Here is a 22872-nt window from a genome sequence, read left to right as displayed (position 1 = left end):
CTTATCGTTCGGCCGCGACCGTCGCTGCGTTGTCCTTCGCGGCCTGCCCGTACCGTCGTGAGGTGAAAACCCGTGTCCCGTGCGGGGTCTCCACGGTGGCGGTGGTGGACGCGCCGATGATGAGCAGCGTGCGCATGTCGACGTCGTCCGGGTTCAGCTCGGCCAGGGTTGTCACGCGCACCGATTCGGCCGGTCCGCCGACGTCGCGGCCGAGGACAACCGGGGTGTCCGGGCCGCGGTGCTCGAGGACGAGTTCGCGCAGGGCGCCCACCTGCCACCGCCGCTGGGTGGAGGCCGGGTTGTAGATCGCGATCGCCATATCGGCGGCGGCAATCGCCGAAATGCGTTGCGCCACGGTCTCCCACGGTTTGAGGCGGTCCGAGAGCGAGATCATCGCGAAATCGTGGCCGAGGGGCGCGCCGATGCGGGCGGCGACGGCACTGGCCGCGGTGACGCCCGGCAGCACCCGCACGGGCACGTCACGCCATTGCGGATCCGCGGATTCCTCGACGACCGCGGCGGCCATCGCGAACACCCCGGGATCGCCGGAGGACACGACCACCACGCGGGCTCCGGATTTCGCCAGATCCAAAGCCATGGCGGCGCGTTCGGATTCGACCCGGTTGTCGCTGAGATGGCGCCGTTGCCCGGGGCGGACCGGCACCCGATTCACGTAGGTGGTGTAGCCGACGATGTCGGTCGCTGCCGCGAGGGCGCGGGTGACCTCGGGCGTGGTCCACTGCGGGGAGCCGGGGCCCAGTCCCACGACCACGACCTCGCCTACCTCGCCGGTGGCGGAGGCCGGCGAATCGTTCGGGGCCGCAGCGGGTTCGGCGGTTGTGAACGGTATCTCGGTGGAGGGGGTGGGCCCGGGCACCACGGTGATGGCGAAATACGGCACCTCGGCGTCGGAGACGTCGGCGGCGCGCAGGATCCGCTGGCGCCCGGTGCTGGCACGCTCCACGTAGTAGGCGTCGTCGAGCCGACCGGCCTTCGACAGTGCTTGCCGCACACCGGGATAGGTGCGGCCGAGTTTCATGATCGCCGCGGCGTCGGCGTAGGCGAGGCGTTCGGCGAGCTGATCCGGCGGCATGGTCCCCGGTAGCACCGTGAGCACCTGCTCACCCTCCACCAGCGGTGTGCCGAGTGCGGCCGAGGCGGCACTGACCGAGGTGATGCCCGGGATGATCTCCGCCGGGAACCGGTCGGCCAGGCGCCGGTGCATATGCATGTACGAGCTGTAGAACAGCGGATCACCCGCCGCCAGCAGCGCGACGGTGCGGCCCGCGGCCAGATGGCCGGCCAGCAGTTCGGCGGCGCGTTCGTAGAATTCGTCGATCGCGCCCTGATAGCCGCCCGGATGGTCGGTCGTCTCGGTGGTCACCGGATAGACGAGATGTTCCTCCAGCTGACCGGGCCGCATATACGGCGCCGCGATCGAGCGCGAGATGCTGCGACCGTGGCGGGCGCTGTGAAAGGCGATGACATCGGCCGATTCGATGATGCGGGCCGCCTTCACCGTCACCAGCTCCGGGTCGCCGGGGCCCAGCCCCACGCCCCACAGCTTTCCGCTCGCGCTCATTCCTGCTCACTCGCGATCGCGTTGAGGGCGGCGGCGGTGATGGCGCTGCCGCCGCGCCGGCCGTGCACGGTGAGGTATTCGACGCCGCCGTACTCGGCCAGGGCCTGCTTGGATTCGGCGGCGCCGACGAACCCCACCGGAATTCCCAGCACCGCGGCGGGGCGGGGCGCGCCCGCGTCGAGCATGTCCAGCAAATGGAACAGGGCGGTCGGGGCGTTGCCGATCGCGACCACGGCGCCGTCGAGCCGGTCGCGCCACAATTCCAGTGCCGCAGCCGATCTCGTGTTGCCCATCTCCTGCGCGAGCCGCGGCACCCGCGGATCGGCGAGCAGGCACAGCACATCGTTGTCGGCGGGCAGCCGTTTGCGGGTGACGCCGGAGGCGACCATGGTGGCGTCGCACAGGATCGGCGCGCCGGCACGCAGCGCGGTGCGGGCCGCCGCCACGACCCGCGGGGAGTGGGAGATATCGGTGGTCAGATCGACCTGTCCGCACGCGTGGATCATGCGCACCACCACCTGCGCGACATCGGCCGGGAACCGCGCCAGATCGGCTTCGGCCCGGATCGTCGCGAACGAGCGCCGATAGATCTCGGCTCCGTCGGTGAGGTAGCTGGTACGCACATCGGACATGGGCATCACCCTAGCGGTGGGAATCCGGGCCCCGAGCGGCACCGTGGGCGAGGGGCCGCCCGGTCCGCGAGGTTCAGGCGCCCGGCCCGGGACCTCAGAACGGCAGCCGGGCCCGCCACGGCGATACGGCCGGATCGTGCAGGGGATTGGCGAAGACGAGATAGCGGAACAGGGCCAGCGCCCCGGTGAGCAGCAGCACCGCGAGCGGAACCTCGGCGAGCGCGGCCGTCGCTATCGACACCCGGATGTCGTCGGGACCGGCGGTGGTCGTGTCGAACCAGGCGTCGGCGAGCAGTAGCACTCCGGTGCCGAAGGCCGGCAGGATCACCAGCGCTCGCCGGCGCCAGCCGAGGTAGGCGGTGGTGGTCATCATCGCCACCAGCAGGATGTCGAAACCGATCCACACCAGCGCCCAATGATTCGCGTTGTAGTCCTGAGGCAGCGTGAACCCGAGGTAGACCAGCCACGGGATCATCGCGATCGAGCCGCCGACCATCAACGACAATCGTAGTCCGCGGGCCACGCGCACCCGGCGCGGATGCGGCCGGACCCGGTCGGGTCGCAGCCGCGCGACGAGTTCGAGCCGCTGGGGGAGCGACAACCGCGCGATCTGCGCGTCGGAGAGCAGAGCGGCGGTGGACGGCGACTGTTCCGCGGACGGGTCCATCGATCCAGTGTGCGCGAACCGGAACGACGAGGGGACGTCGGCGCGATCGGCCGGCATGCCGGGATCGGGACGGGCAATAGCGGGAGGCGTGCAGTGGCTGATCCTGGGACCCCCGACCGGGGATGTCGCGGCGGTGGGCGCGTCAGCGATCCGCGCGGGGCCCGGTGATGCGATACCCGCCCGATTCGGCGACCACCTCGGTCACCGGCCCGGCGGGACGTCCGCATTGCCGGTCGCAGCCCGACCAGTGCTGCCGGCCGGCGACGACCACCTGGTCCGCGGTGAGCCCGGACAGATCCGGCGCCGGGGTGCCGACCGGCAGCACCCGCCCGGAGGCGACGGCGTCGGTCGCGTCCGCCCGCACGTCGGTCAGTGATTTCGCGCAGCCCGGCCGCCCGGCGCACGCGGTCACGGCCAGCCATGGCGAGTTCGCGTCGAAGATCAGGCCCATCGGTGCCAGCACCCGCACCACCTGCTCGGCCGTCCACTCGTCCATATCGGCTATGACCAGACTGCGCCACGGCGTGATCAGAATCGGATGTTCCACCGCCGCGACGAATTCCGCGGTCCGGGCCGGCAGCGCGCCGAGGGGTACGGCCGCCCCGAGCGCGACCCGGTCGTCGGCCTGGGTGAGCCAGCCGATCGGAATATCATGGCGGGCAACGAAATCCATCGGTTCGGCAGTCGGTTCGAGAGCCAGTTCGGCCAGGACCCGAGCCGGGCCGTCGGCGACCTCGCGCAGCCGCCACTGCTCGGCGCGTATGCGCTGGAAGCTGTGGGCCGCCGCCAGCATCGTGTCCACCGCCCGGTCCGCGCCGATGCGAGCGCCCGAATCGCGCCCGGCCAAAACCAGCGCGAACTCGGCCTCATCGGTGGCGTGGACGCCGATGTCGCCGCCGAGCCCACTGATGTCGCCGCGGCCGTCATCGAGGGTGAACAGCACCCGCCCGGGTAGCGCGGCCAATTCCGGGGCCGCCCGCAGCCCCGCGTCGAGGTGCGCGGCCAGCGGATGCACATCGTTCCAGCCGCCCGACCGGCCCGACAGCGGCGAGGCCACGATGTTGCGCACCCGTTCGTGGGTGGGCGCGGGCAGCAGATCGGCGTGCTCGAGCCGCTCGGCCAGTGCCGCGGCATCGTGCATCTGCCGCAACTGCACATTGCCCCGCGATGTCAGTTCGATGCTGCCGTTACCGAGCTCGTCGGCCGCCGCGGCCAGCGCGCGCAGTTGATCGGGGGTGATCGCGCCGCCGGGCAGCCGGATCCGGGCCAGCGGACCGTCGGCGGCCTGATGCAGGCGCAGCACACCGGGGCAGGAGTCGGGAGCGGAGCGCGTCATGATGTCCCCAGCCTACGAGCCGGGCGCGCCCGGAATGCGGCCGGTGCGTCCGGGGCACGGGCGCGTCAGTGACCGCGGCGCAGGCGCGGGCGGTGACGCGCGGTGTGCGGGGCGTGGGACGGTTCGGGTGTGGCGTCCGGCCAGGAGGAATCCCACAGCAGGTTCGGGCCGGCGTGGTGGGTGGTCCGGTCGTGATAGGCGGTCGCGCCGAACAGGCTGATACCGCCGACGAAGGCGGCGGCGCAGATCGCGCCCGCGATCAGGGCCCAGCCGAGATGTCCGCTTCCGGCGGCGGTGAGTCCCATCGCCAGGGTGCCGAATCCGATCAGGACGCAGAAGTAGCTGGTCCAGGCGACCATACGGTTGCGCCGCACCCAAGGCGGGCTGGCGGGCATCGGCTCACCGGTCCTTCGAGCTGCTCTCGTCCCGGGCGTCGATCACGGCCTTCCACAGCTGGTCGTCGACGTAACTGTCCGACAGCAGGTGTGGTGTGTCGTGCCGATCGACATGGTCGCGGCGGACCGTGGACTCGAAGACCAGCAGCCCGAAGATCGCGACCGCCGCACAGGCACCGGCGGCGACCAGTAACAGCCCGCCGTGACCGCCGGCCGCAGCGGCCAAAGACATTGCCAGCAATGCGACAGCAATCATCATGCATGTTATTCCCGACCAGGCGGCAAAGCGGTTCCGCCTGCTCCATCCCGGTGAGTTCGGCATATTCACAGCGTACGCCGCGGAGTCGGATCGGGAAATACCGGTCACAGCAGTGCGATAGCATCCGGAGGCTCGCCGATACGAGGAAAACCGGTGCAATTCCGGTGCGGTCGCGCCACTGTGACAGTCAGACCCTCCGGGCGGGCGGCCGTATCCGCTATGGGCGCGTCACCCGAGGAGAACCGTGATCCTGCTGCTGTCCACGTCCGACACCGATCTGCTGTCCGCGCGCGCGAGCGGCGCCGAGTACCGGCTCGCCAACCCGGCCCGGCTGCTGGTGGAGGATCTGCCCGGACTGCTCGACGGCGCCGATCTGATCGTGGTCCGCATCCTGGGCGGCCGCCGCGCCTGGGAGGACGGCCTGGACGCGCTGCGCGCCAGCGGGATTCCGCTGGTCGCCCTGGGTGGCGAGATGGCGCCCGATGCCGAGCTGATGGAGTGCTCGACGGTCCCCGGTGGGGTCGCCGCGGACGCGCACAACTATCTGGCCGCGGGCGGGCCCGGCAATTTGCGGCAGCTGCACAACTTCCTGTCCGACACCGTGCTGCTGACCGGTCACGGCTTCGAGCCGCCGGTCCAGCTGCCCTCCTGGGGTGAACTCGACCGGACCGCGGAGGAGTTGTCCACCAACGATTCCCGCCTCGCCGCCGCGCCGACTGTGGCCGTGCTGTACTACCGCGCCCAGCACCTGGCCGGGAATACGGCCTACGTCGAGGCGCTGTGCCGCGCACTGGAACAGGCCGGCGCCCGCCCGCTGCCGCTGTACTGCGCGTCGCTGCGCAATGCCGAACCGGACCTGCTCGACACGCTGCGCCGCGCCGACGCGCTGGTGGTGACCGTGCTGGCAGCGGGCGGCACCAAACCCGCGACCGCCGCCGCCGGAGGTGACGACGAGGCGTGGGATATCGGCGCGCTCGCCGACCTGGATGTGCCGATCCTGCAGGGTCTGTGCCTGACCAGTGGCCGGGACCAGTGGGCGGACAACGACGACGGGCTCTCGCCGCTGGACGTCGCCACCCAGGTCGCGGTGCCGGAATTCGACGGGCGGATCATCACGGTGCCGTTCTCGTTCAAGGAGTTCGACGCCGACGGCCTGTCCACCTATGTGCCCGACCCGGAGCGGGCGGCGCGGGTCGCGGGCATCGCGGTGCGCCACGCGCGGCTGCGGCATCTGCCCGTGGCGCAGCGGCGGATCGCGTTGATGCTGTCGGCGTATCCGACCAAACACGCGCGCATCGGTAATGCCGTCGGGCTGGACACCCCGGCGAGCGCGATCCGGCTGCTGACCGAGATGCGTACGGCTGGTTACGATCTCGGCACGGAAGGTGAGGTGCCGGGGCTCGAGGAGCGCGACGGCGACGCGCTCATCCACGCGTTGATCGCCGCCGGCGGCCAGGATCAGGATTGGCTCAGCGCGGAACAGTTGGAGGGCAACCCGATTCGCATCGGCGCCCGGCAGTACTCGGCCTGGTTCGCCACCCTGCCCGAGCAACTGCGCACCGCGGTCGTGGAGGCGTGGGGGCCGCCGCCGGGCGAGTTGTTCGTCGACCGCTCCGCCGATCCGGACGGCGAAATCGTCATCGCCGCACTGCGTTTCGGTAATATCGTGCTGCTGGTGCAGCCGCCGCGCGGCTTCGGCGAGAACCCGGTCGCGATCTACCACGATCCGGATCTGCCGCCCAGCCATCACTATCTGGCGGTGTATCGGTGGTTGTCCGCGGCGGCCGGCGAGGGTGGGTTCGGTGCCGACGCGATGGTGCACCTGGGCAAACACGGCAATCTGGAATGGCTGCCGGGCAAGACACTGGGTATGTCGGCGGCCTGCGGCACCGATGCCGCGCTCGGCGACCTGCCGCTGATCTATCCGTTCCTGGTCAACGATCCCGGCGAGGGCACCCAGGCCAAGCGCCGCGCCCACGCCACGCTGGTCGACCACCTGATTCCGCCGATGGCGCGCGCGGAGACCTACGGCGATATCGCGCGCCTGGAACAACTGCTCGACGAGCACGCCAACATCTCGGCGCTGGATCCGGCCAAACTGCCCGCGATCCGCCAGCAGATCTGGACTCTGATGCGGGCCGCGAAGATGGACCACGATTTGGGGCTGGAAGAGCGGCCGGACGAGGACACCTTCGACGACATGCTGCTGCACGTCGACGGCTGGCTGTGCGAGATCAAGGATGTGCAGATCCGCGACGGGCTGCACATTCTGGGCCAGGCCCCGGCCGGGGAGGGGGAACTCGATCTGGTGCTGGCCATGTTGCGTGCCCGCCAGCTGTGGGGCGGTGAAGTCGCGGTGCCGGGGCTGCGCGAGGCGCTGGGGCTCGACGAATCCGGGGAGGAATCGCGCGAGCGCGTCGACGTCGTCGAGCAGCGCGCCCGGCAGCTGCTGGCCGCACTGCAGGCGGCGCAGTGGTCGCCGGACGCGGTCGGGGAACTGGTGGCCCGCTACGAACCCGATGCTCCGGATACGCTCGCCGCCGTCTTGCGGTTCGCCGCAACCGAAGTCGTGCCTCGGCTGCGGCAGACCGGAGTCGAGATCGAGCGGATTCTGCATGCCCTGAACGGCGGTTTCATCCCGGCCGGGCCGAGCGGTTCGCCGCTGCGCGGTCTGATCAACGTGCTGCCGACCGGGCGGAACTTCTATTCCGTGGATCCGAAGGCGGTGCCCTCGCGGCTGGCGTGGGAGACCGGGCAGGCGATGGCGGATTCGCTGCTGGAGCGCTACCGCGCCGATCACGGTGACTACCCGCGCTCGGTCGGGCTCTCGGTATGGGGCACCTCGGCCATGCGGACCGCCGGTGACGATATCGCCGAGGTGTTCGCGCTGCTGGGTGTGCGGCCGGTGTGGGACGAGGCGAGCCGCCGCGTCACCCGCCTGGAGGTGATCGACCTGGCCGAGCTCGGCCGCCCGCGCATCGACGTCACCGTCCGGATCTCCGGCTTCTTCCGCGACGCGTTCCCGCACGTGCTGGCGCTGCTCGACGACGCGGTCCGGCTGGTCGCCGATCTGGATGAACCGGCGGAATCGAATTACGTTCGCGCGCACACCGATTCGGATCTCGCCGAACACGGTGACCGGCGTCGTGCCACGACGAGGATCTTCGGCTCCAAACCCGGCACCTACGGCGCCGGCCTGCTGCAGTTGATCGACTCCAAGAGCTGGCGCACCGACGACGACCTGGCTCAGGTGTACACCACCTGGGGCGGCTACGCCTACGGCCGGGACCTGGACGGCGCACCGGCCGCCGACGATATGCGCGCCGCCTACCGGCGCATCGCGGTCGCGGCCAAGAACACCGACACCCGCGAGCACGACATCGCCGATTCCGACGACTACTTCCAGTACCACGGGGGTATGGTCGCCGCTGTCCGGGCGCTGACCGGGAAGAATCCCGAGGCCTATATCGGCGACTCGACGCGTCCCGACGCGGTGCGCACCCGCACTCTTTCCGAGGAGACCACCCGGGTGTTCCGCTCCCGCGTGGTCAATCCGCGCTGGCTCGAGGCGATGCGCCGCCACGGCTACAAGGGTGCGTTCGAGATGGCCGCCACGGTCGACTACCTGTTCGGCTACGACGCCACCACCAACGTCGTCGCCGACTGGATGTACGAGAAGCTCTCGGAGAGCTACGTTTTCGACGATGCGAACCGGAAGTTCATGACCGAGTCGAATCCGTGGGCCCTGCACGGCATCGCCGAACGACTGCTCGAGGCGGCCGAACGTCAACTGTGGGAGGCCCCGCTGCCGGAGACGCTGGACCGGTTGCGGCAGATCTACCTCGAAACAGAGGGCGAACTGGAGTAGCGCGACCCGGTGCGGCCGCTACGTCGGCGGGCGCACCGGATCCCGCGCCGCGCGGCGGATGTGCGGGGCGCGAGTTCGGTCCTACCGTGGGGATATGACCTGGAACGAACTCGCACAGCAGAAGTACGTCCTGCTCACCACCTACAAGAAGGACGGCACGCCGGTCGGGGCCCCGGTCTGGGTGGCTCCCGACGGTGACCGGCTGGTGGTCTGGACCAATCCGAAGACCTGGAAGGTGAAACGGCTGCGCCGTAATGCCGCGGTGACGGTTCAGGCCTGCGACGCCCGCGGCCGCACGTCCGGATCGCCGGTGAGTGCCGGCACGGCGCGCATCCTCGATGCGGACGGGACCGAACGGGTGCGCGATCTCGTCGCGCACAAATACGGGGTGATCGGCACGGTGCTGATCCGCGGCCACAAGTTGATCTTCGGTAAGGATCGCTCGGTCGGTCTGGCGATCACCGCCGAACCGGCGGGGGAGTAACCGCCGCCGGATCAGGCCGGTCGGTGTCGAATCGGCTGGGGCAGTGCTGAATCAGGCTGGCGCAGCGGTGATTTCGATGCCGATCGTGCCCTTGCGCCCGCGTCGCAACAGGCTGCCGGTGACGATCAGCCAGCCCATGAGCGAGTATTTGCGCTTGATCAGTTCCCGGGCCCGGTCGCTGCCCTGCTCGTCGAGGACCCGGGCGGTGCCGGATACGATCTCCCCGCGCGGCTTACCGGACACGCTGCACGGCTGCAGGGTGACCTCCGGATTGCGGCGCACCCGCTTGACCTTCCATGCGGCGGTTTCGGTCCAGACGTACAACTTGGCATCGTCGAGCGCCGCCCACACCGGGGTCGCGACCGGCGTGCCGTCCTTCTTGTAGGTGGTGAGCAGAACGTAGTTCGCGGTACCCGCGGGCCCGAAAGGATTGTCCACGAGTGCCGAGCCTAACCGGTCGAGCCCGGACGCGGCAGCGGAGCGTCACCAGGTGGCGTTCCGCGCTCGGGGTCCGAACGACGCTGCCCGATCGCTGCGAGCCGTGGGGTGAATCATGCCGCGCGCGTGAGGATTCGGGGGCCCGCGTCGGTGATGGCGACCGTATGTTCGGAATGCGCGGTGCGCGACCCGTCGGCGGAGCGGATCGTCCACCCGTCCGGATCGGTGATGATGCGGTCGGTGCCGCGGGCGAACCAGGGCTCGATCGCGAGGGTGAGGCCGGGGACGAGCCGCATGCCGCGCCCGGCGCGCCCCGCATTGGGGACGTGCGGATCCTCATGCATGGTGCGGCCGAGTCCGTGGCCGCCGAATTCGGTGTTGACGGGGTAGCCGTGCCGCCGCGCGACCGCCGCGATGGCCGCGGAGATGTCGCCGAGCCGCCCACCCGGCCGGGCGACCTCGACCGCGGCCGCCAAGGCCTCCTCGGTCGCCGCGACCAGCCGGGCGTCCTCGGGGTCGGCGGTGCCGACGATGGTGCTGACCGCGGCGTCGGCAACCCAGCCGTCGACCGAGACCGCCAGATCCATGGTCAGCACGTCACCGTCGCGCAAGCGGTAGTCGTAGGGCAGCCCGTGCAGAACCGCGTCGTTGACCGACAGGCACACGGTGTTGCGGAACGGGCCGCGCCCGAACGAGGGCGCGTAGTCCCAATAGCACGACACCGCTCCTCGTTCCCGGATGCGCTCTCGCACATGCTTTTCCAGGTCGAGCAGATTGACCCCGACCTCGGCCCGTTCCCGCAGCTGCGCGAGTACCTCGGCGACGAAGCGTCCGGCCACGCCCATCCGCTCGATCTCGGCGGCTGTCTTCAGTTCGACCACGAAACCTCCCTGGCATCGGTATTTATATACCGACTGTAACCGTAGCGGTATTTGAATACCAGTTCTATGCTGGGGGCATGGTTCGACTCCCGCTGACCCCGGCCCAGGTGGAGGCCGGTCGCCGCTTGGGCGCGTATCTGCGTGCGGTCCGGGGCGATCGGGACCCCGCGGAGATCGCCCGGGCCGCCGGTATCTCGCCGGAGACGCTGCGCAAGATCGAATCCGGCCGCCTGCCCAGTCCGGCGTTCGGGACCGTCGTCGGACTCTCGGGGGCGCTCGGAATTCCGCTGCAGGAGTTGGCCGAGGTCTGGCAGTCCGCGCGGTTGAGCGCCTCGGCCTGAGGGGCCCGGTCAGTTCTTGTCGGCGCGGAACAGGGGGAGGGTCGCGTCGGCGATCGCCTCCGGCGAGGGGAGCGCGGCCCGCGCCTCCGGCGGGCTCATTCGCGACTGAAGTGCGCGCTGGTGTGCCGCGCCCACGACCAGCAGTGCCGCGGTGCGCGGTTCGGCGACGATGTGGTGGCGGGCCGACAGATGTCCGATCACCACGTCCAGGGCGCGATGCGGGCCCAGATCGAAGTCGCGGCTGCGTTCGGAGTAGACCGCGCGCAATTCGGCATCGGATTCGATCGCCGCCATGACGGGGAGCGCGGCGCGGAAAAAGTCCTCCAGCACGGTTACCAGGCGCACGAGATCGCCTCGCAGATCGGCGGATTCGGCCTCGTCGATGGAATGAGACGGATCGGCGAGCATATCCTTCAGCGGCCGCAGGTGATGCTGGATCACCGCCTGGAGCAGCCCGGTGCGATCGCCGAAGTGGTAGAAGATGCTCGATTCGGCGACGCCGGCGCGAGTGGCGACTTCCCTGGTGGTGAGCCGCGCGACCCCGGAACTCGTGAGGACCTCCTGGGCGGCGGTGATGACGGCCTCCCGCACTCCGCTGCGCGGTCGCCCGCGCGTCCGTGCGGGCGGTTCGGTGTTCTGGGCGTGCTGGCGGGGCACCGGGTCTTCCTTCCGAATCGGTCGTGCCCTTGCAGTATGCCCCAACCCGTCGTATTTTCTGAGTAGGCACTCGAAAATACTGATCGGAGCTGTCGACATGTCCACTCCCAGCACACCCTCCTCAGCCGGCACCTCGGCTGCCGAATCGGCGGGACGCGGCCGATTGCGCATGCAGACGGCGGTCGACGCCGCCCTGCGCGCACTGTTGCGGTCGCCGCTGCATCGCCTGCTCAGCGCGAAATTGATGATCGTCACCGTGGTCGGGCGCAAAACCGGCCGCGTCTACGCGAATCCGGTCGGCTACGCCGAATCCGACGGCGCACTGCTGGTCGGTACCGCGGCGGGCTGGCGGCGCAACCTGCGGCCGGGCGAACCGGTGCGGATCACCTGGCGCGGCCGGGAGCGGCTCGCGGACTGGGAGGTGATCTCCGGCGAACACGAGATCGCCGAGCCCTACCGCATCATCCTCACCCAGAACCCCACGCACGGCCGCTTCGCCGGTATCAGCCTCGATGCGGACGGCAACGTCGACCGGGAACAGCTGCGCGCCGCCCTCGGTCGCGGCACGGTGGTCGTGCGGCTGCGGCCGCGATCGATGCGCTGAATGCGCGTCACCGCGCTCAGGTCGCCTGGCTGACCGAGGACATGTGGAAGTCGGGGATCCGCATCGGCGGCATGGCCGTACGGGTGAACCAGTCCTTCCATTCGCGGGGCAGCGTGATCTCGGTGGCGCCGACCTCGGTGGCGCGGCGCAACAGATCCAGCGGGCTCTCGTTGAAGCGGAAGTTGTTGACCGCGGCGGTGACCGCCCCGTCCTCCACCAGATACACCCCGTCGCGGGTCAGGCCGGTCTGCAGCAGCGAGGCCGGATCGACCTCGCGGATGTACCACAGACAGGTCAGCAGCAGGCCGCGCTCGGTGCTGGCGATCATCTGCTCGAGCGTGCGATCCGCCCCGCCGGTCAGCAGCAGATTCTCACCGGCCACCGTGACGGGAGCGTCGTACTGCGCGGCCACGGCGCGCGGATAGATCAACGACTCGATCACTCCCCCGCGCAGCCAGTCGACGCGACCGGCCGCCAGACCGTTGTCGAAGATCGAGGAGGTCTCCGACGAGGCCGCGGTCGCGACGAACGGACGGTATTCCAATCCGGCGGCAGCCGGGTCCGAGTACAACGTCAGCGGCAGGTCGGTGAGGCGCTCGCCGACACGGGTGCCGCCGGCCCGGGCGAATGCGGTGTGCCCCTCGTGGGCGCCGCGTCCGTCCATCGACCACAGCATCGGAATGAGCAGATCCGCGACCGCCGAAGGCGGCAGCAGGGTGGGGTAGCGTCCGGCCGGCAGTTCGACCCGGCGGGCACACCAGTCCAGGCGCCGGCTCAACTCGGCCAGCAGCGCGGTGACGCCGATATCGGTGAAATCGGCCGTCGGCGCGCCCACCCAGGCGCTGGCCGGGTCGTTGTCGCCGCGTTTGCCGTTGATCTCGATGGATCCGGTGGGCTCGGTCCACCGGCGGCGGATGCCGGTGGATGTGCCCAGCCAAGTGGTGTGCAGCTGATGGTGGGCGAAACCGTAGAGCCGGTCGGTGCCGGCGAATCCGACGGCGAGCTCACCGGCGAGTCCGGTGAACACCTCGATACCGGTTTCGCGCACCGGGCCCGACCACTCCGAATCCGGTTGCGCTCCCGCGTTTTCCGGGTCCAGCAGTGGCATCGCGTCGGCGGCGGGCTCGGCGGTGCGAGCCGCCTCTTCCGCACTGCGCACCACCGCCTCGATCTCGGCGGGATCCACGCTCGTGGAACCGACACTGCCCACCCGCGCCGAGCGGGGGCCCTCGCGCAGGATCGACACCACCGCCCAGGAGCGTGATACCGACGACCCGTTGGTGGTCATGGAATTGCCGGCCCAGCGCAGCGAGGCCTCCGACGCGTCGGTGACGATGATGATCGTCTCGTCCGCGCGTGCGACGGCCAGCGCCCGCTCCACGACCTCCGCGCCGTGCATCATCGTCACCGACCGGCCTCCCGTGTTGTCTGCGAAATCCGAACCGTCGCCGTTCACCCCGCCTCCAGTATCTTGCGGGACACCCGCACCCGGTCGGCGTGGTGAGTGGCTGCGCGAGTGTGACTCACCCCGCCTCCAGTGTCTTGCGGGACACCCGCACCCGGTCGGCGTGGTGAGTGGCTGCGCGAGTGTGACTCACCCCGCCTCCTGGCGGGTGTTGAGGATGTTCACCCCACGCACCAGCACCGACGGGCACCCGTGCGATACCGCCGCCACCTGGCCGGGCTGAGCCTTACCGCAGTTGAACGCCCCGCCCAGGACCCAGGTCGACGGGCCGCCCACGGCTTCCATCGCACCCCAGAAGTCGGTGGTGGTGGCCTGGTAGGCGACATCGCGCAACTGACCGGCCAACTCCCCGTGACGAATCCGGAAGAAGCGCTGCCCGGTGAACTGGAAGTTGTAGCGCTGCATGTCGATCGACCAGGACCGGTCGCCCACGACGTAGATGCCGTCCTCGACGCGCGAGATCAGCTCGGCGGTGCTGGTATCGGTCTGCGGATCGGGCTGCAGTGACACGTTGGCCATGCGCTGAATGGGCACGTGGTGGGCGGAATCGGCGTAGGAGCAGCCATTGGACCGGGGCACCCCGAGGCGAGGCGCGAAGACCCGGTCGAGCTGATAACCGACCAGGGTGCCGTCACGCACCAGATCCCAGCGCTGCCCGGCCACACCCTCGTCGTCGTAGCCGACCGTCGCCAGGCCGTGCTCCTGGGTCCGGTCGCCGGTGACGTGCATGATCGGGGTGCCGTAGCGCAGCGTCCCGAGCTTGTCGGGGGTGGCGAAGGAGGTGCCGGCGTAGGCCGACTCGTAGCCGATCGCGCGATCGTATTCTGTGGCGTGACCGATGGATTCGTGAATCGTCAGCCACAGATTGGTCGGATCGATCACCAGGTCGGTGGGACCCGGCGTCACCGAGGGCGCGGCGACCTTCTCGGCCAGCCACTGCGGCATCCGGGCCAATTCGTCGTCCCAGTCCCAGACTCCGTCGGCGCCGGTGACGTACTCCCAGCCGCGCCCGGCCGGCGCGGCGAGAGTGCGCATCGTCTCGAAACCTCCCGTCGCGGCGTCGACGGTGATCGCCTCGAGTTGCGGATGCAATCGCACCCGCTGCTGCGTGATCGTGGAACCCGCGGTGTCGGCGTAGTAGGTCTGCTCCTTGACCTGCAGCACCGAGGCCGTCACGTGATCGATGCCCGCGGCCGAGGACAGGCGCTGCGAATAGTCCTGCAGCAGCGCGACTTTCTCCGGCGACGGCACGGTGAACGGGTCCACGTCGTAGGGGGAGACCCAGGTGGCGTCGCGGTAGACCGGTTCGTCGGCGAGTTCGACCCGCTCGCGGTTGAGCGCCCGCACGGTGGCCGCGACCGTGACCGCGCGCTGGGCCACCGCCACGGCGGTCGCGGATGTCAGCTCGCAGTGTGAGGCGAATCCCCAGGTGCCGTCGACGACGACCCGGACCGCGAAGCCCAGGTCGACGGCGTTGTCGACGGACTCGACCCGGCCGTCGCGCAACCGGATCGATTGCGTCACCAGCCGGTGCACCCGCAGATCGGCGTGTTCGGCGCCGGCCGCGCGCGCCGCTGTCAGCGCCGCGTCGGTCAGGGCGGCCAGCGGTAGCGCGCGGAACTGTTCGTCCACGGTCGCGGATGCGATGCTCACCCGGCCTACGCTAATTGCTGACCGCCGACGGGGCCAACAGATTCGCCGACGGCTGCGGCGAAACCCCCCGGCCGCCAACGCGACACGCCGTGCAAGTTTGCAGATGATGCAAACATGCACGAAATGCGGTGTGGCACGGACTGAAACGCGCGCGAAACGCGCAGCCTGCCGCGGGTTGCGGCACCGATGGCGTACTGTCTGCCCGCGTGCCGCCATCCGCACTCCGTGACCGCAAGCGGGAACGCACCCGCCGCTCCCTCCTCGAGGCTGCCGCCGACCTGTTCGAATCCCGCGGCTACGAGGCGACCACCGTCGCCGATATCGCCGCGACCGCCGAGGTGGGGACCAGGACATTCTTCAACTACTTCGAGAGCAAAGAGGAACTGCTCTTCCCCGAACCCGACGAACGCGTGACCGCGGCGGTGGCCGCGATCGCGAGCCGCCGCAGTGACGAACGGCCCGTCGAGGTGCTGCTGCGCGCGCTGCGCGCCGCCGGCGACAACCCCGGTGACCACCTCGGCGACGATCTCGCGGCCCGGATCGCGGTGTTGCGCGCCCAGGTCTCGCGTACCGTTCCCGCCGTGAGCGGCCGGGCCGCACACGCCCAGCTGGCCGCGCAGCAGGAGATCGCGCGGCGGCTGCGCGACGCGTTCCCCGACGAGTTGGACGAGGTCGGCGCGGCCGCGCTGGTCGGCGCCGTCGTCGGCGCGGTGTCGGGAGCGCTGACCGTGCTGTTCTCCGGCCGCCACGCGATCGAGGACGGGGAGCGACTGCATCGCACCATTCGCGAGACCACGTCGCGGGTGCTCGCGCCCTGGCTCTCGGCCGGGCGGCATCTGACCGCGGAGGCGCGCTGCTGAGCGCCGCTCAGCCGAACTGCTGCCAGCCCAGGCGTATGACCATCGCGGTCACCACGATCAGCAGCACCGCGCGCACGAACCCGGCACCGCGCGCGAGCGCCATCCGCGAACCCACCACGGACCCCGCGATATTCGCCACCGCCATGCCGAGGCCCACCGACCAGATGATGTGCCCGGTGGCGGCGAGCAGAATCAGCGCGCCGAGATTCGACCCGCAATTGATCACCTTCGCCATGGCCGCGGCGCGCACGAACTCGGTGCCCAGCAGAGTGGCGAACGAGATGATGAGGAAGGTGCCGGTACCGGGGCCGACCAGCCCGTCGTACCCGCCGATCAGTCCGGCCGCCAGACCCACCACCAGGATCGTGCGACGCCGGGTCGGCGGGTGGGTCGCCATCGTCACCCCGATCGAGGGCCGTGTCGCCACCACGATCGCGACACCGATCAGCACCGCCATCACGATCGGGATGAAATAGCGCCGGTCGATCAGCGCCACCGCGGCCGAACCGGCGGCCGCCGCGCACGCCGCGATCGCCGCACCCGACACCATCAGCGGCCGGTTCATCGGCACCCGGCGCGCGAAAGTCAGTGCGGCGGCGCTGGTCCCGGCGAATGCGGCGATCTTGTTCGTACCCAGGGCAGTCTGCGGGGCAAGCGTCGGCGCCACCAGCAGCAGAGTCGGCAGGATGATCAATCCGCCGCCGCCCACCACGGCATCCACCCAGCCCGCGACCGTGGCCGCGGGCAGCAGCACCGCCCAATCAGCCACATCCACGCCGGCGACCCAATCAGAGTTCGCGACGTGCGGCAAATCGTGGCGCACGATGCCGCGGCGGCGGCCACCTAGGCTGAGCGGGTGCGCCGATTCAGTCTGTGGCTCCGTGGCAAACCCATGGTCGCCGATTCCATCCTCGCGGCCGCACTGCTGCTGTTCGATCTGCTCACGCTCGGCGGCAAGGATCACGCGATCGTCTACCTGATCCTCGGGCTGCTCGTTCCGGTGCCGGTAATCTGGCGGCGCAGCTATCCGCGGGCCAGCGCGGCCGCCCTGCTGGTGTTGTCGATCACGACCAGCGCGGTGAGCGTCGTCCTGCACGAGGATCTGCAGCCGCCGGCACTGCTGGCGGTCGGCGTCGCGCTCTACACCCTCGTCGCCTACGTGGGCCGGCGCGAAGGTCTGCTGTATCTGGTCGGCCTCGCCGTGGACGGGGCGTTCTCGCTGGCCGTGGTCGACCAGTCGGTGCCGATCGTCGTCGGCTTCCTGATCATGTTCTACGCGCTGTGCTGGACCCTCGCGGAATTCCTCGGCGCTCGCCACGCCTATGACGCCGAGGTCGCGGCGCGGCTCGCCGTCGCCGACTACGACCGCGAGCGCAGCGCCCACGACGCTGTCTCGACCGAGCGCACCCGCATCGCCCGGGAACTCCACGACGTGGTCGCCCATGCGGTCAGCGTCATCATCGTGCAGGCAGACGGGGCGAAATACGCGCTGCGCCGCGATCCGGAGATCGCCGAACAGGCATTGGCCACCATCGCCGCCACCGGCCGGGAGGCGCTGCGCGAACTGCGCCGGACCGTGGAACTGCTGCGCACCGAACACGCCCCGGAACAGCTGCCGCAGCACGGCACCGCCGGACTGGCGAAGGTGGTGGAGATGATGCGCAGCGCCGGGCTGGCCGTGGAATTGGAACTCACCGGAGAACTCGACGACGTCGCGCCCGAGGTGAGCCTCGGTATGCACCGCATCGTGCAGGAATCGCTGACCAACACCTTCCGCCACGCCGGCCCCGACCCGCAGGCCTGGGTGCGGGTGCGCCGGCGTGAGGCGGATGTGCTGGTCGAGGTCCTCGACCGCGGCGATGCCGGACCGCCCGCGACCGGTTCCACCGTGGCGGCGAAGGCGCCCGCCGTGGACGACACGGCACTGCGCAACGGCATCGCCGGCAGCGGCCTCGGGCTGGTCGGGATGCGGGAGCGGATCGCGGTCCTCGGCGGCACCCTCGAGGTGGGACGACGCCCCGAGGGCGGCTGGCGCGTCTGCGCCACCATTCCCCTGCAGCGCGAACTACCCGACTGACCGGGGGAGGAGTCCCGTTAGATTGGTGCGGTGCCGATCACCGTACTCGTCGTCGACGACCAGGAACTCATGCGCGCCGGACTCAAGATGGTGCTGGGCGCGCACCCGGACGTCGACGTCGTCGCCGAGGCCGACAACGGCGCGACCGCCGTGCGCCTGGCCGGTGAACTGGCCCCCGACGTGGTCCTGATGGATGTGCGGATGCCCGTGGTCGACGGCGTCGCCGCGACCGCCCAGATCCTCGAATCCGGATGCGGCAGCCGGGTTCTGGTGATGACCACCTTCGACCTCGACGAGCACGCGCTCGGCGCGCTGCGCGCCGGAGCCAGCGGCTTCCTGCTCAAGGACACCCCGCCCGAGGATCTGATCTCCGCGATCCGCAGCGTCGCGGCCGGCGACGCGGTGGTCTCGCCGAAGGTGACCAAGCGGCTGCTGAACCGGTTGATCGCCGCCGACCCCGCCCGCGTGCGCGACCCGTCGGTGCTCGACGTGCTCACCGCGCGCGAACGCGAGGTGCTCGAACAGATCGCCGCCGGGCGCTCCAATGCCGAGATCGCCGCCGAGCTGTACCTGTCGGAGGCCACGGTGAAGACGCACGTCGGCCGGGTGCTGACCAAACTGGGATTGCGCGACCGGGTCCAGGCGGTCGTGCTGGCCTACGAAACCGGGCTGGTCACACCGGGTACCTGACACGCGTGTGCGGTGATATGCCCGGATCGGGAGAAAATCGGGCTCGCCGTGCGTTGGGCGGGGTAGATCGTGGAAAGGATCGCCGATGCCCGCCCTGTTGTTCGCCCTCTATCTCGTCGTCGAGATCGCGGTGCTGGTCGTGGTCGGCCACCTCATCGGTGCCGTGCCGACCATTCTGCTGCTCATCGCCGGATCCGCGCTCGGGCTGATCCTTGTGCGTTCCCAGGGCCGCCGGGTCTTCGAGCAGTTCCGCCGCGCCCGGCGCGGCGAGATCGCCCCGGGTACCGCCGTCGCCGACGGCGCGCTGGTCGGGGTGGGCGCGCTGCTGATGTTCGTTCCCGGTCTGGTCACCTCGGTGTTCGGACTGCTGCTGCTCCTGCCCACCCGGGCACTGCTGCGACCGCTGGTCTCGGCCGCGGCGCTGCGCCGCATCGATCGGCTGACCATGGCCACCCGATATCGCGGTGTGGTGGTGGAACCCTCCGGGGAGGTCGTCGACGGGGTGGTCGTCGAGCAGTACTACGACGACGGTCAGGGCCCCGCGCGGCGCATGATCGATCCCCGCTGACCGACCCGCACTGATCGCACGCCGCCGGCCGTGCGGCACACTGGTCATCCGTGAGTACCCAGTTGCTGGTCGGCGGCCGAATCTACAGTTCCAGTTCCCCCGATGCGACCGCGATGGCGGTCACCGACGGCACCGTGGTCTGGCTGGGCGCCGAACGTCCCGGCCGCGCCCTGCACCCTGACGCCGAAATCATCGATCTGGACGGCGCTTTCGTCGCCCCGGCCTTCGTCGATCCGCACGTGCACGTCACCGCGCTGGGTCTGCAACTGACGGGTCTGGATCTGTCCCAGGCGAATTCGCTGGCGCGATGCCTGGATCTGGTGCGCGAGTACGCCGCCACGCATTCCGGAACGATCATCGGCGACGGCTGGGACGAGACCCGCTGGCCCGAGGGCCGCCCGCCCACGGCCGACGAGATCGACGCCGCGGCCGGGCCGGGGCGCGCGGTCTATCTGTCCCGTGTGGACGCCCATTCCGCCGTCGCCTCGACCGCACTGCTCGACGCGGTGGCCAGTGTCCGCGCCGTCGCGGGATATACCGCCGGCGCACCGCTTCGCGCCGACGCCCATCATCTCGTCCGCGAGGCCGCCCTCGACGGTCTCGACCGCGCCCAGCGCGACCGGGCCCGGGCCGCCGCACTCGATTACGCGGCCGCCCGCGGTGTGGTCGCCGTCCACGAATGCGCGGGCCCGCAGATCTCCGGACGCACCGATGTGCGCGAATTGCTGGAATTCGAGCACGGTGTGCGGGTGCGGGCGTACTGGGGTGAGGCCGTCACCTCCGCCGACGAGGCGCGGGCGCTGGTCGGCGAACTCGGTGTACACGGGCTGGCCGGGGACCTGTTCGTCGACGGATCCTTCGGCTCCCACACCGCGTGGCTGCGCGCACCGTATGCCGACCGCGACACCACCGGCGTCGCCTACCTCGACGCCACGGCGATCGCGGCCCACGTCCGGGCCTGCACCGAGGCCGGGATCCAGGCCGGATTCCACGCCATCGGCGACGCGGCCATCGATGCGGTGGTCGAGGGCTTCGCCCGGGTCGCCGGCGAACTCGGCGCACCGGCGGTGGCCACCCGCGGCCACCGCCTCGAACATGCCGAACTGCTCGATGCCGGGCAGATCGCGAAACTGGCCGAATTCGGCGTGATCGCCAGTGTGCAACCGGGATTCGACGCCGCGTGGGGTGGCGCCGAGGGGATGTACGCCACCCGGCTGGGCGCCGGACGCGCCGCGGCCACCAACCCGTTCGCGGCGATGGCCGCCGCCGGTATCTCCCTGGCGATCAGTTCCGACGCTCCGGTGACGGCGCTGAACCCGTGGGAGGCCGTCCGCGCGGCCGCGAACCACCGCACCCCGGGCCACAACATCTCCCCGCGCGCGGCCTTCGCCGCCGCCACCCGTGGCGCCTGGCGGGCCGGTGGTGTGCGCGACGGAATCGCCGGCACCCTGGTGCCCGGCGCTCCCGCGAATTATGCGATCTGGGACACAACGGAATTGGTGGTCGCCGCCGCCTCGGACACGGTGCAACGCTGGTCCACCGATCCGCGCTCCCGTGTCCCCGGACTGCCGTCCTTGGAGGCGGACGCCGAACTCCCGCGTTGCCTGCGCACCGTCCGTGACGGAGTGACCATCTACGCGGCCTGAGGACGGCAGGGGCGACACCGGCACTCCACGGGCCGGGGTGACCGACGAGGGCGGTGGTTGGACATCGGTTCGCAACCTGGCCCGGCACGGGCCGGTGCGCGGTATCCCAGTAGGCTGGCGCGGTGCTGGGCGTGACGTGGCGGGTGTGGGGAAGGATCGGGGCCGCTGTCGTCGCCGGACTCTTGTTGTTCGCGAGCTTTCCGCCCCGTACCTGCTGGTATCTCGCGCCGATCGGTATCGCGATCCTGACCCTGGTCGTGCGCGACGCGACGAGGTTGCGTGGCGGATTCGGCTACGGCCTGCTGGCGGGGCTCGCGTTCTTCCTGCCGCTGCTGCCGTGGACCGGCATCTACGTCGGCCCGGTGCCGTGGCTGGCACTCTCGGCCGCGTGCGCGGGGTATGTCGGCCTGTTCGGGCTGTCGTCGCGGCTGGCGTGCGTCCTGCCGGGCTGGCCGGTGTGGGTGGCACTGATGTGGACGCTCACCGAATGGGGACGCTCCAGCTTTCCGTTCGGCGGATTCCCGTGGGGCCGGCTCGCTTTCGGGCAGGCCGACGGCTGGTATCTGCCGCTGGCCTGGCTCGGCGGCGCGCCGGTGGTGAGCTTCGCGGTCGCCCTGACCGGAACCGTCCTGGCCGCACTGCTGCTCCGGTTGCGCCCCCGGGCAACCGAACGGCGTGCGGTCGTAATTATCACTCTCGCAACGGTTGTGGCTATCATCCCGATTACCGGAGTGATCCTCCGGACCGCGCTGCCCGCCCCGGACGACGGAGACCGGTCGATCACGGTCGCCGCTATCCAGGGCAGCGTGCCGCGGCTGGGCCTGGACTTCAACGCCCAGCGCCGCGCCGTGCTGGACAATCACATCCGCCGTACCGAGGAACTGGCCCGCGCGGTCGCCGCCGGGACCGCCGCTCAGCCGGATGTGGTGATCTGGCCGGAGAATTCCTCCGATATCGACCCCTCGCGTAATTCCGACGCCTACGACGAGATCACCGCGGCCTCCCGGGACATCCACGCCCCGATCCTGGTGGGCGCCGTCCTCGTCAACGACGACCGCACCACCACCAATTCGGTGATCGTGTGGGACGCCGAGGGGCCGGGGGAGCGCCACGACAAGAAGATCATCCAGCCGTTCGGCGAATACCTGCCCTATCGCGGCTTCTTCCGCCACTTCTCCAGCTACGCCGACCGCGCCGGCTACTTCGTGCCCGGTCACGGCGACGGTGTCGTGCACGCCCGCCCGGCCGGCGGTGGCCCGATGGTCGCGATCGGGGTGGCAACCTGCTACGAGGTCGCCTTCGACCGGGCCTTCGAGGATTCACTGCGCGCCGGTGCGCAACTGCTGACCGTCCCCACCAACAACGCCACCTTCGGCGACAGCGATATGACCTATCAGCAGCTGGCCATGTCGCGGGTGCGGGCCGTCGAACACGGCCGGGCGCTGGTGGTCGCCGCGACGACCGGCGTCAGTGCCGTTGTCACCGCCGACGGTGTGGTGCGGCAGCAGAGCGCCAAATTCGTGCCCGCCGCACTCGAGGCGGCGCTGCCGTTGCGCAGCGAAACGACACCCGCGACAGCGATGGGTCCGCTTCCGGAACGTATGTTGTGTATTCTTGCTGCGGCCGTTGTCCTGGTCGCGGCTATCCGGCGGCGAACGATGCGCTCGGCGCATCGGACCGATGAGGACGTCACCGGCGACCGGGCATTCGACTGACGGCCACCGCAGCTCTCCCGGACAATCACACATCGCGGGTACCCGCGAATCGAT

General features: G+C 70.3%; 22 protein-coding genes. 10 read left to right on the top strand and 12 right to left on the bottom strand.

Features of this window, described 5'->3' with window-relative positions; genetic code table 11:
* Position 1: 1 nt before the first annotated feature.
* The 6 genes from NMI01S_RS13065 to NMI01S_RS13040 form a co-directional block, all read right to left on the bottom strand.
* Entirely contained in the window at positions 2-1582 is a 1581-nt protein-coding gene (locus NMI01S_RS13065) for a precorrin-2 C(20)-methyltransferase (RefSeq protein ID WP_062996924.1), read from the bottom strand.
* Positions 1579-2214, bottom strand: a complete 636-nt coding sequence (locus NMI01S_RS13060) for a precorrin-8X methylmutase (RefSeq protein WP_062996922.1) — start codon at positions 2212-2214, stop codon at positions 1579-1581. Before NMI01S_RS13060 ends, NMI01S_RS13065 begins: the two co-directional genes overlap by 4 nt.
* Positions 2215-2308: 94 nt before the next feature.
* Positions 2309-2881, bottom strand: coding sequence for a hypothetical protein (locus tag NMI01S_RS13055; RefSeq protein ID WP_062997062.1), 573 nt, complete (start codon positions 2879-2881; stop codon positions 2309-2311).
* 142 nt (positions 2882-3023) lie between these two features.
* Entirely contained in the window at positions 3024-4217 is a 1194-nt protein-coding gene (gene cobG / locus NMI01S_RS13050) for a precorrin-3B synthase (protein ID WP_062996920.1), read from the bottom strand.
* Positions 4218-4282: 65 nt separating this feature from the next.
* Positions 4283-4612: a hypothetical protein gene (locus NMI01S_RS13045; RefSeq protein WP_157126153.1), complete on the bottom strand. Its 330-nt coding sequence runs from the start codon at positions 4610-4612 to the stop codon at positions 4283-4285.
* A 4-nt stretch (positions 4613-4616) separates the two neighbouring features.
* Positions 4617-4844 (bottom strand): hypothetical protein, encoded by a 228-nt coding sequence (locus NMI01S_RS13040; protein ID WP_062996916.1) that lies wholly within the window; start codon positions 4842-4844, stop codon positions 4617-4619.
* Between the two features lie 271 nt (positions 4845-5115).
* Between NMI01S_RS13040 and cobN the strand changes: the two genes are divergently transcribed.
* Together cobN and NMI01S_RS13030 are read left to right on the top strand one after the other, a co-directional pair.
* Positions 5116-8739: a cobaltochelatase subunit CobN gene (cobN, locus tag NMI01S_RS13035; protein WP_062996914.1), complete on the top strand. Its 3624-nt coding sequence runs from the start codon at positions 5116-5118 to the stop codon at positions 8737-8739.
* A gap of 94 nt (positions 8740-8833) precedes the next feature.
* Complete coding sequence (locus NMI01S_RS13030) at positions 8834-9223, top strand: PPOX class F420-dependent oxidoreductase (protein ID WP_036501611.1); 390 nt, start codon at positions 8834-8836, stop codon at positions 9221-9223.
* A gap of 51 nt (positions 9224-9274) precedes the next feature.
* Here the strand turns inward: NMI01S_RS13030 and NMI01S_RS13025 are convergent, their stop codons facing one another.
* Together NMI01S_RS13025 and map are read right to left on the bottom strand one after the other, a co-directional pair.
* Positions 9275-9661 carry a PPOX class F420-dependent oxidoreductase gene (locus tag NMI01S_RS13025; protein ID WP_062996912.1) on the bottom strand — a complete coding sequence of 129 codons (387 nt, stop codon included), beginning with the start codon at positions 9659-9661 and terminating at the stop codon, positions 9275-9277.
* A 113-nt stretch (positions 9662-9774) separates the two neighbouring features.
* On the bottom strand, positions 9775-10542 hold the full coding sequence (map, locus tag NMI01S_RS13020; RefSeq protein WP_062996910.1) for a type I methionyl aminopeptidase: 768 nt from the start codon (positions 10540-10542) through the stop codon (positions 9775-9777).
* Positions 10543-10619: 77 nt separating this feature from the next.
* Here map and NMI01S_RS13015 point away from each other — a divergent pair, with 77 nt between their 5' ends.
* Complete coding sequence (locus tag NMI01S_RS13015; RefSeq protein WP_062996908.1) at positions 10620-10883, top strand: helix-turn-helix domain-containing protein; 264 nt, start codon at positions 10620-10622, stop codon at positions 10881-10883.
* Positions 10884-10892: 9 nt separating this feature from the next.
* Here NMI01S_RS13015 and NMI01S_RS13010 read toward each other — a convergent pair whose 3' ends face one another.
* Entirely contained in the window at positions 10893-11540 is a 648-nt protein-coding gene (locus tag NMI01S_RS13010; protein WP_062996906.1) for a TetR/AcrR family transcriptional regulator, read from the bottom strand.
* Between the two features lie 97 nt (positions 11541-11637).
* On the opposite strand from NMI01S_RS13010, the gene NMI01S_RS34800 reads away from it, so the two are divergent.
* Positions 11638-12144 (top strand): nitroreductase/quinone reductase family protein, encoded by a 507-nt coding sequence (locus NMI01S_RS34800; RefSeq protein ID WP_167669901.1) that lies wholly within the window; start codon positions 11638-11640, stop codon positions 12142-12144.
* 16 nt (positions 12145-12160) lie between these two features.
* On the opposite strand, the gene NMI01S_RS13000 is transcribed toward NMI01S_RS34800, so the two are convergent.
* Positions 12161-13546 carry a metallopeptidase TldD-related protein gene (locus tag NMI01S_RS13000; protein ID WP_062997060.1) on the bottom strand — a complete coding sequence of 462 codons (1386 nt, stop codon included), beginning with the start codon at positions 13544-13546 and terminating at the stop codon, positions 12161-12163.
* 192 nt (positions 13547-13738) lie between these two features.
* Positions 13739-15262, bottom strand: a complete 1524-nt coding sequence (locus tag NMI01S_RS12995) for a TldD/PmbA family protein (RefSeq protein WP_245716835.1) — start codon at positions 15260-15262, stop codon at positions 13739-13741.
* 206 nt (positions 15263-15468) lie between these two features.
* Here NMI01S_RS12995 and NMI01S_RS12990 point away from each other — a divergent pair, with 206 nt between their 5' ends.
* Positions 15469-16122 carry a TetR/AcrR family transcriptional regulator gene (locus NMI01S_RS12990; RefSeq protein ID WP_083870789.1) on the top strand — a complete coding sequence of 218 codons (654 nt, stop codon included), beginning with the start codon at positions 15469-15471 and terminating at the stop codon, positions 16120-16122.
* A gap of 7 nt (positions 16123-16129) precedes the next feature.
* On the opposite strand, the gene NMI01S_RS12985 is transcribed toward NMI01S_RS12990, so the two are convergent.
* Positions 16130-16897 carry a TSUP family transporter gene (locus NMI01S_RS12985; protein WP_062996902.1) on the bottom strand — a complete coding sequence of 256 codons (768 nt, stop codon included), beginning with the start codon at positions 16895-16897 and terminating at the stop codon, positions 16130-16132.
* Positions 16898-16978: 81 nt separating this feature from the next.
* On the opposite strand from NMI01S_RS12985, the gene NMI01S_RS12980 reads away from it, so the two are divergent.
* The 5 genes from NMI01S_RS12980 to lnt all read left to right on the top strand — a co-directional run bounded on the left by NMI01S_RS12980 (position 16979) and on the right by lnt (position 22818).
* Complete coding sequence (locus NMI01S_RS12980; protein ID WP_062996900.1) at positions 16979-18199, top strand: sensor histidine kinase; 1221 nt, start codon at positions 16979-16981, stop codon at positions 18197-18199.
* Between the two features lie 30 nt (positions 18200-18229).
* Positions 18230-18889, top strand: a complete 660-nt coding sequence (locus NMI01S_RS12975; protein ID WP_036501594.1) for a response regulator — start codon at positions 18230-18232, stop codon at positions 18887-18889.
* Positions 18890-18974: 85 nt separating this feature from the next.
* Positions 18975-19457 (top strand): FxsA family protein, encoded by a 483-nt coding sequence (locus NMI01S_RS12970; protein WP_062996898.1) that lies wholly within the window; start codon positions 18975-18977, stop codon positions 19455-19457.
* A gap of 50 nt (positions 19458-19507) precedes the next feature.
* Positions 19508-21103 carry an amidohydrolase gene (locus NMI01S_RS12965; RefSeq protein ID WP_062996896.1) on the top strand — a complete coding sequence of 532 codons (1596 nt, stop codon included), beginning with the start codon at positions 19508-19510 and terminating at the stop codon, positions 21101-21103.
* A gap of 125 nt (positions 21104-21228) precedes the next feature.
* A complete protein-coding gene (lnt, locus tag NMI01S_RS12960) occupies positions 21229-22818 on the top strand; it encodes an apolipoprotein N-acyltransferase (RefSeq protein ID WP_084512925.1) in 1590 nt (529 codons plus the stop codon).
* Positions 22819-22872 lie beyond the last annotated feature (54 nt).

It is taken from the genome of Nocardia mikamii NBRC 108933, from assembly GCF_001613505.1.
Classification (GTDB): Bacteria; Actinomycetota; Actinomycetes; order Mycobacteriales; family Mycobacteriaceae; genus Nocardia; species Nocardia mikamii.
This window is presented reverse-complemented; position numbering and strand designations above follow the sequence as displayed.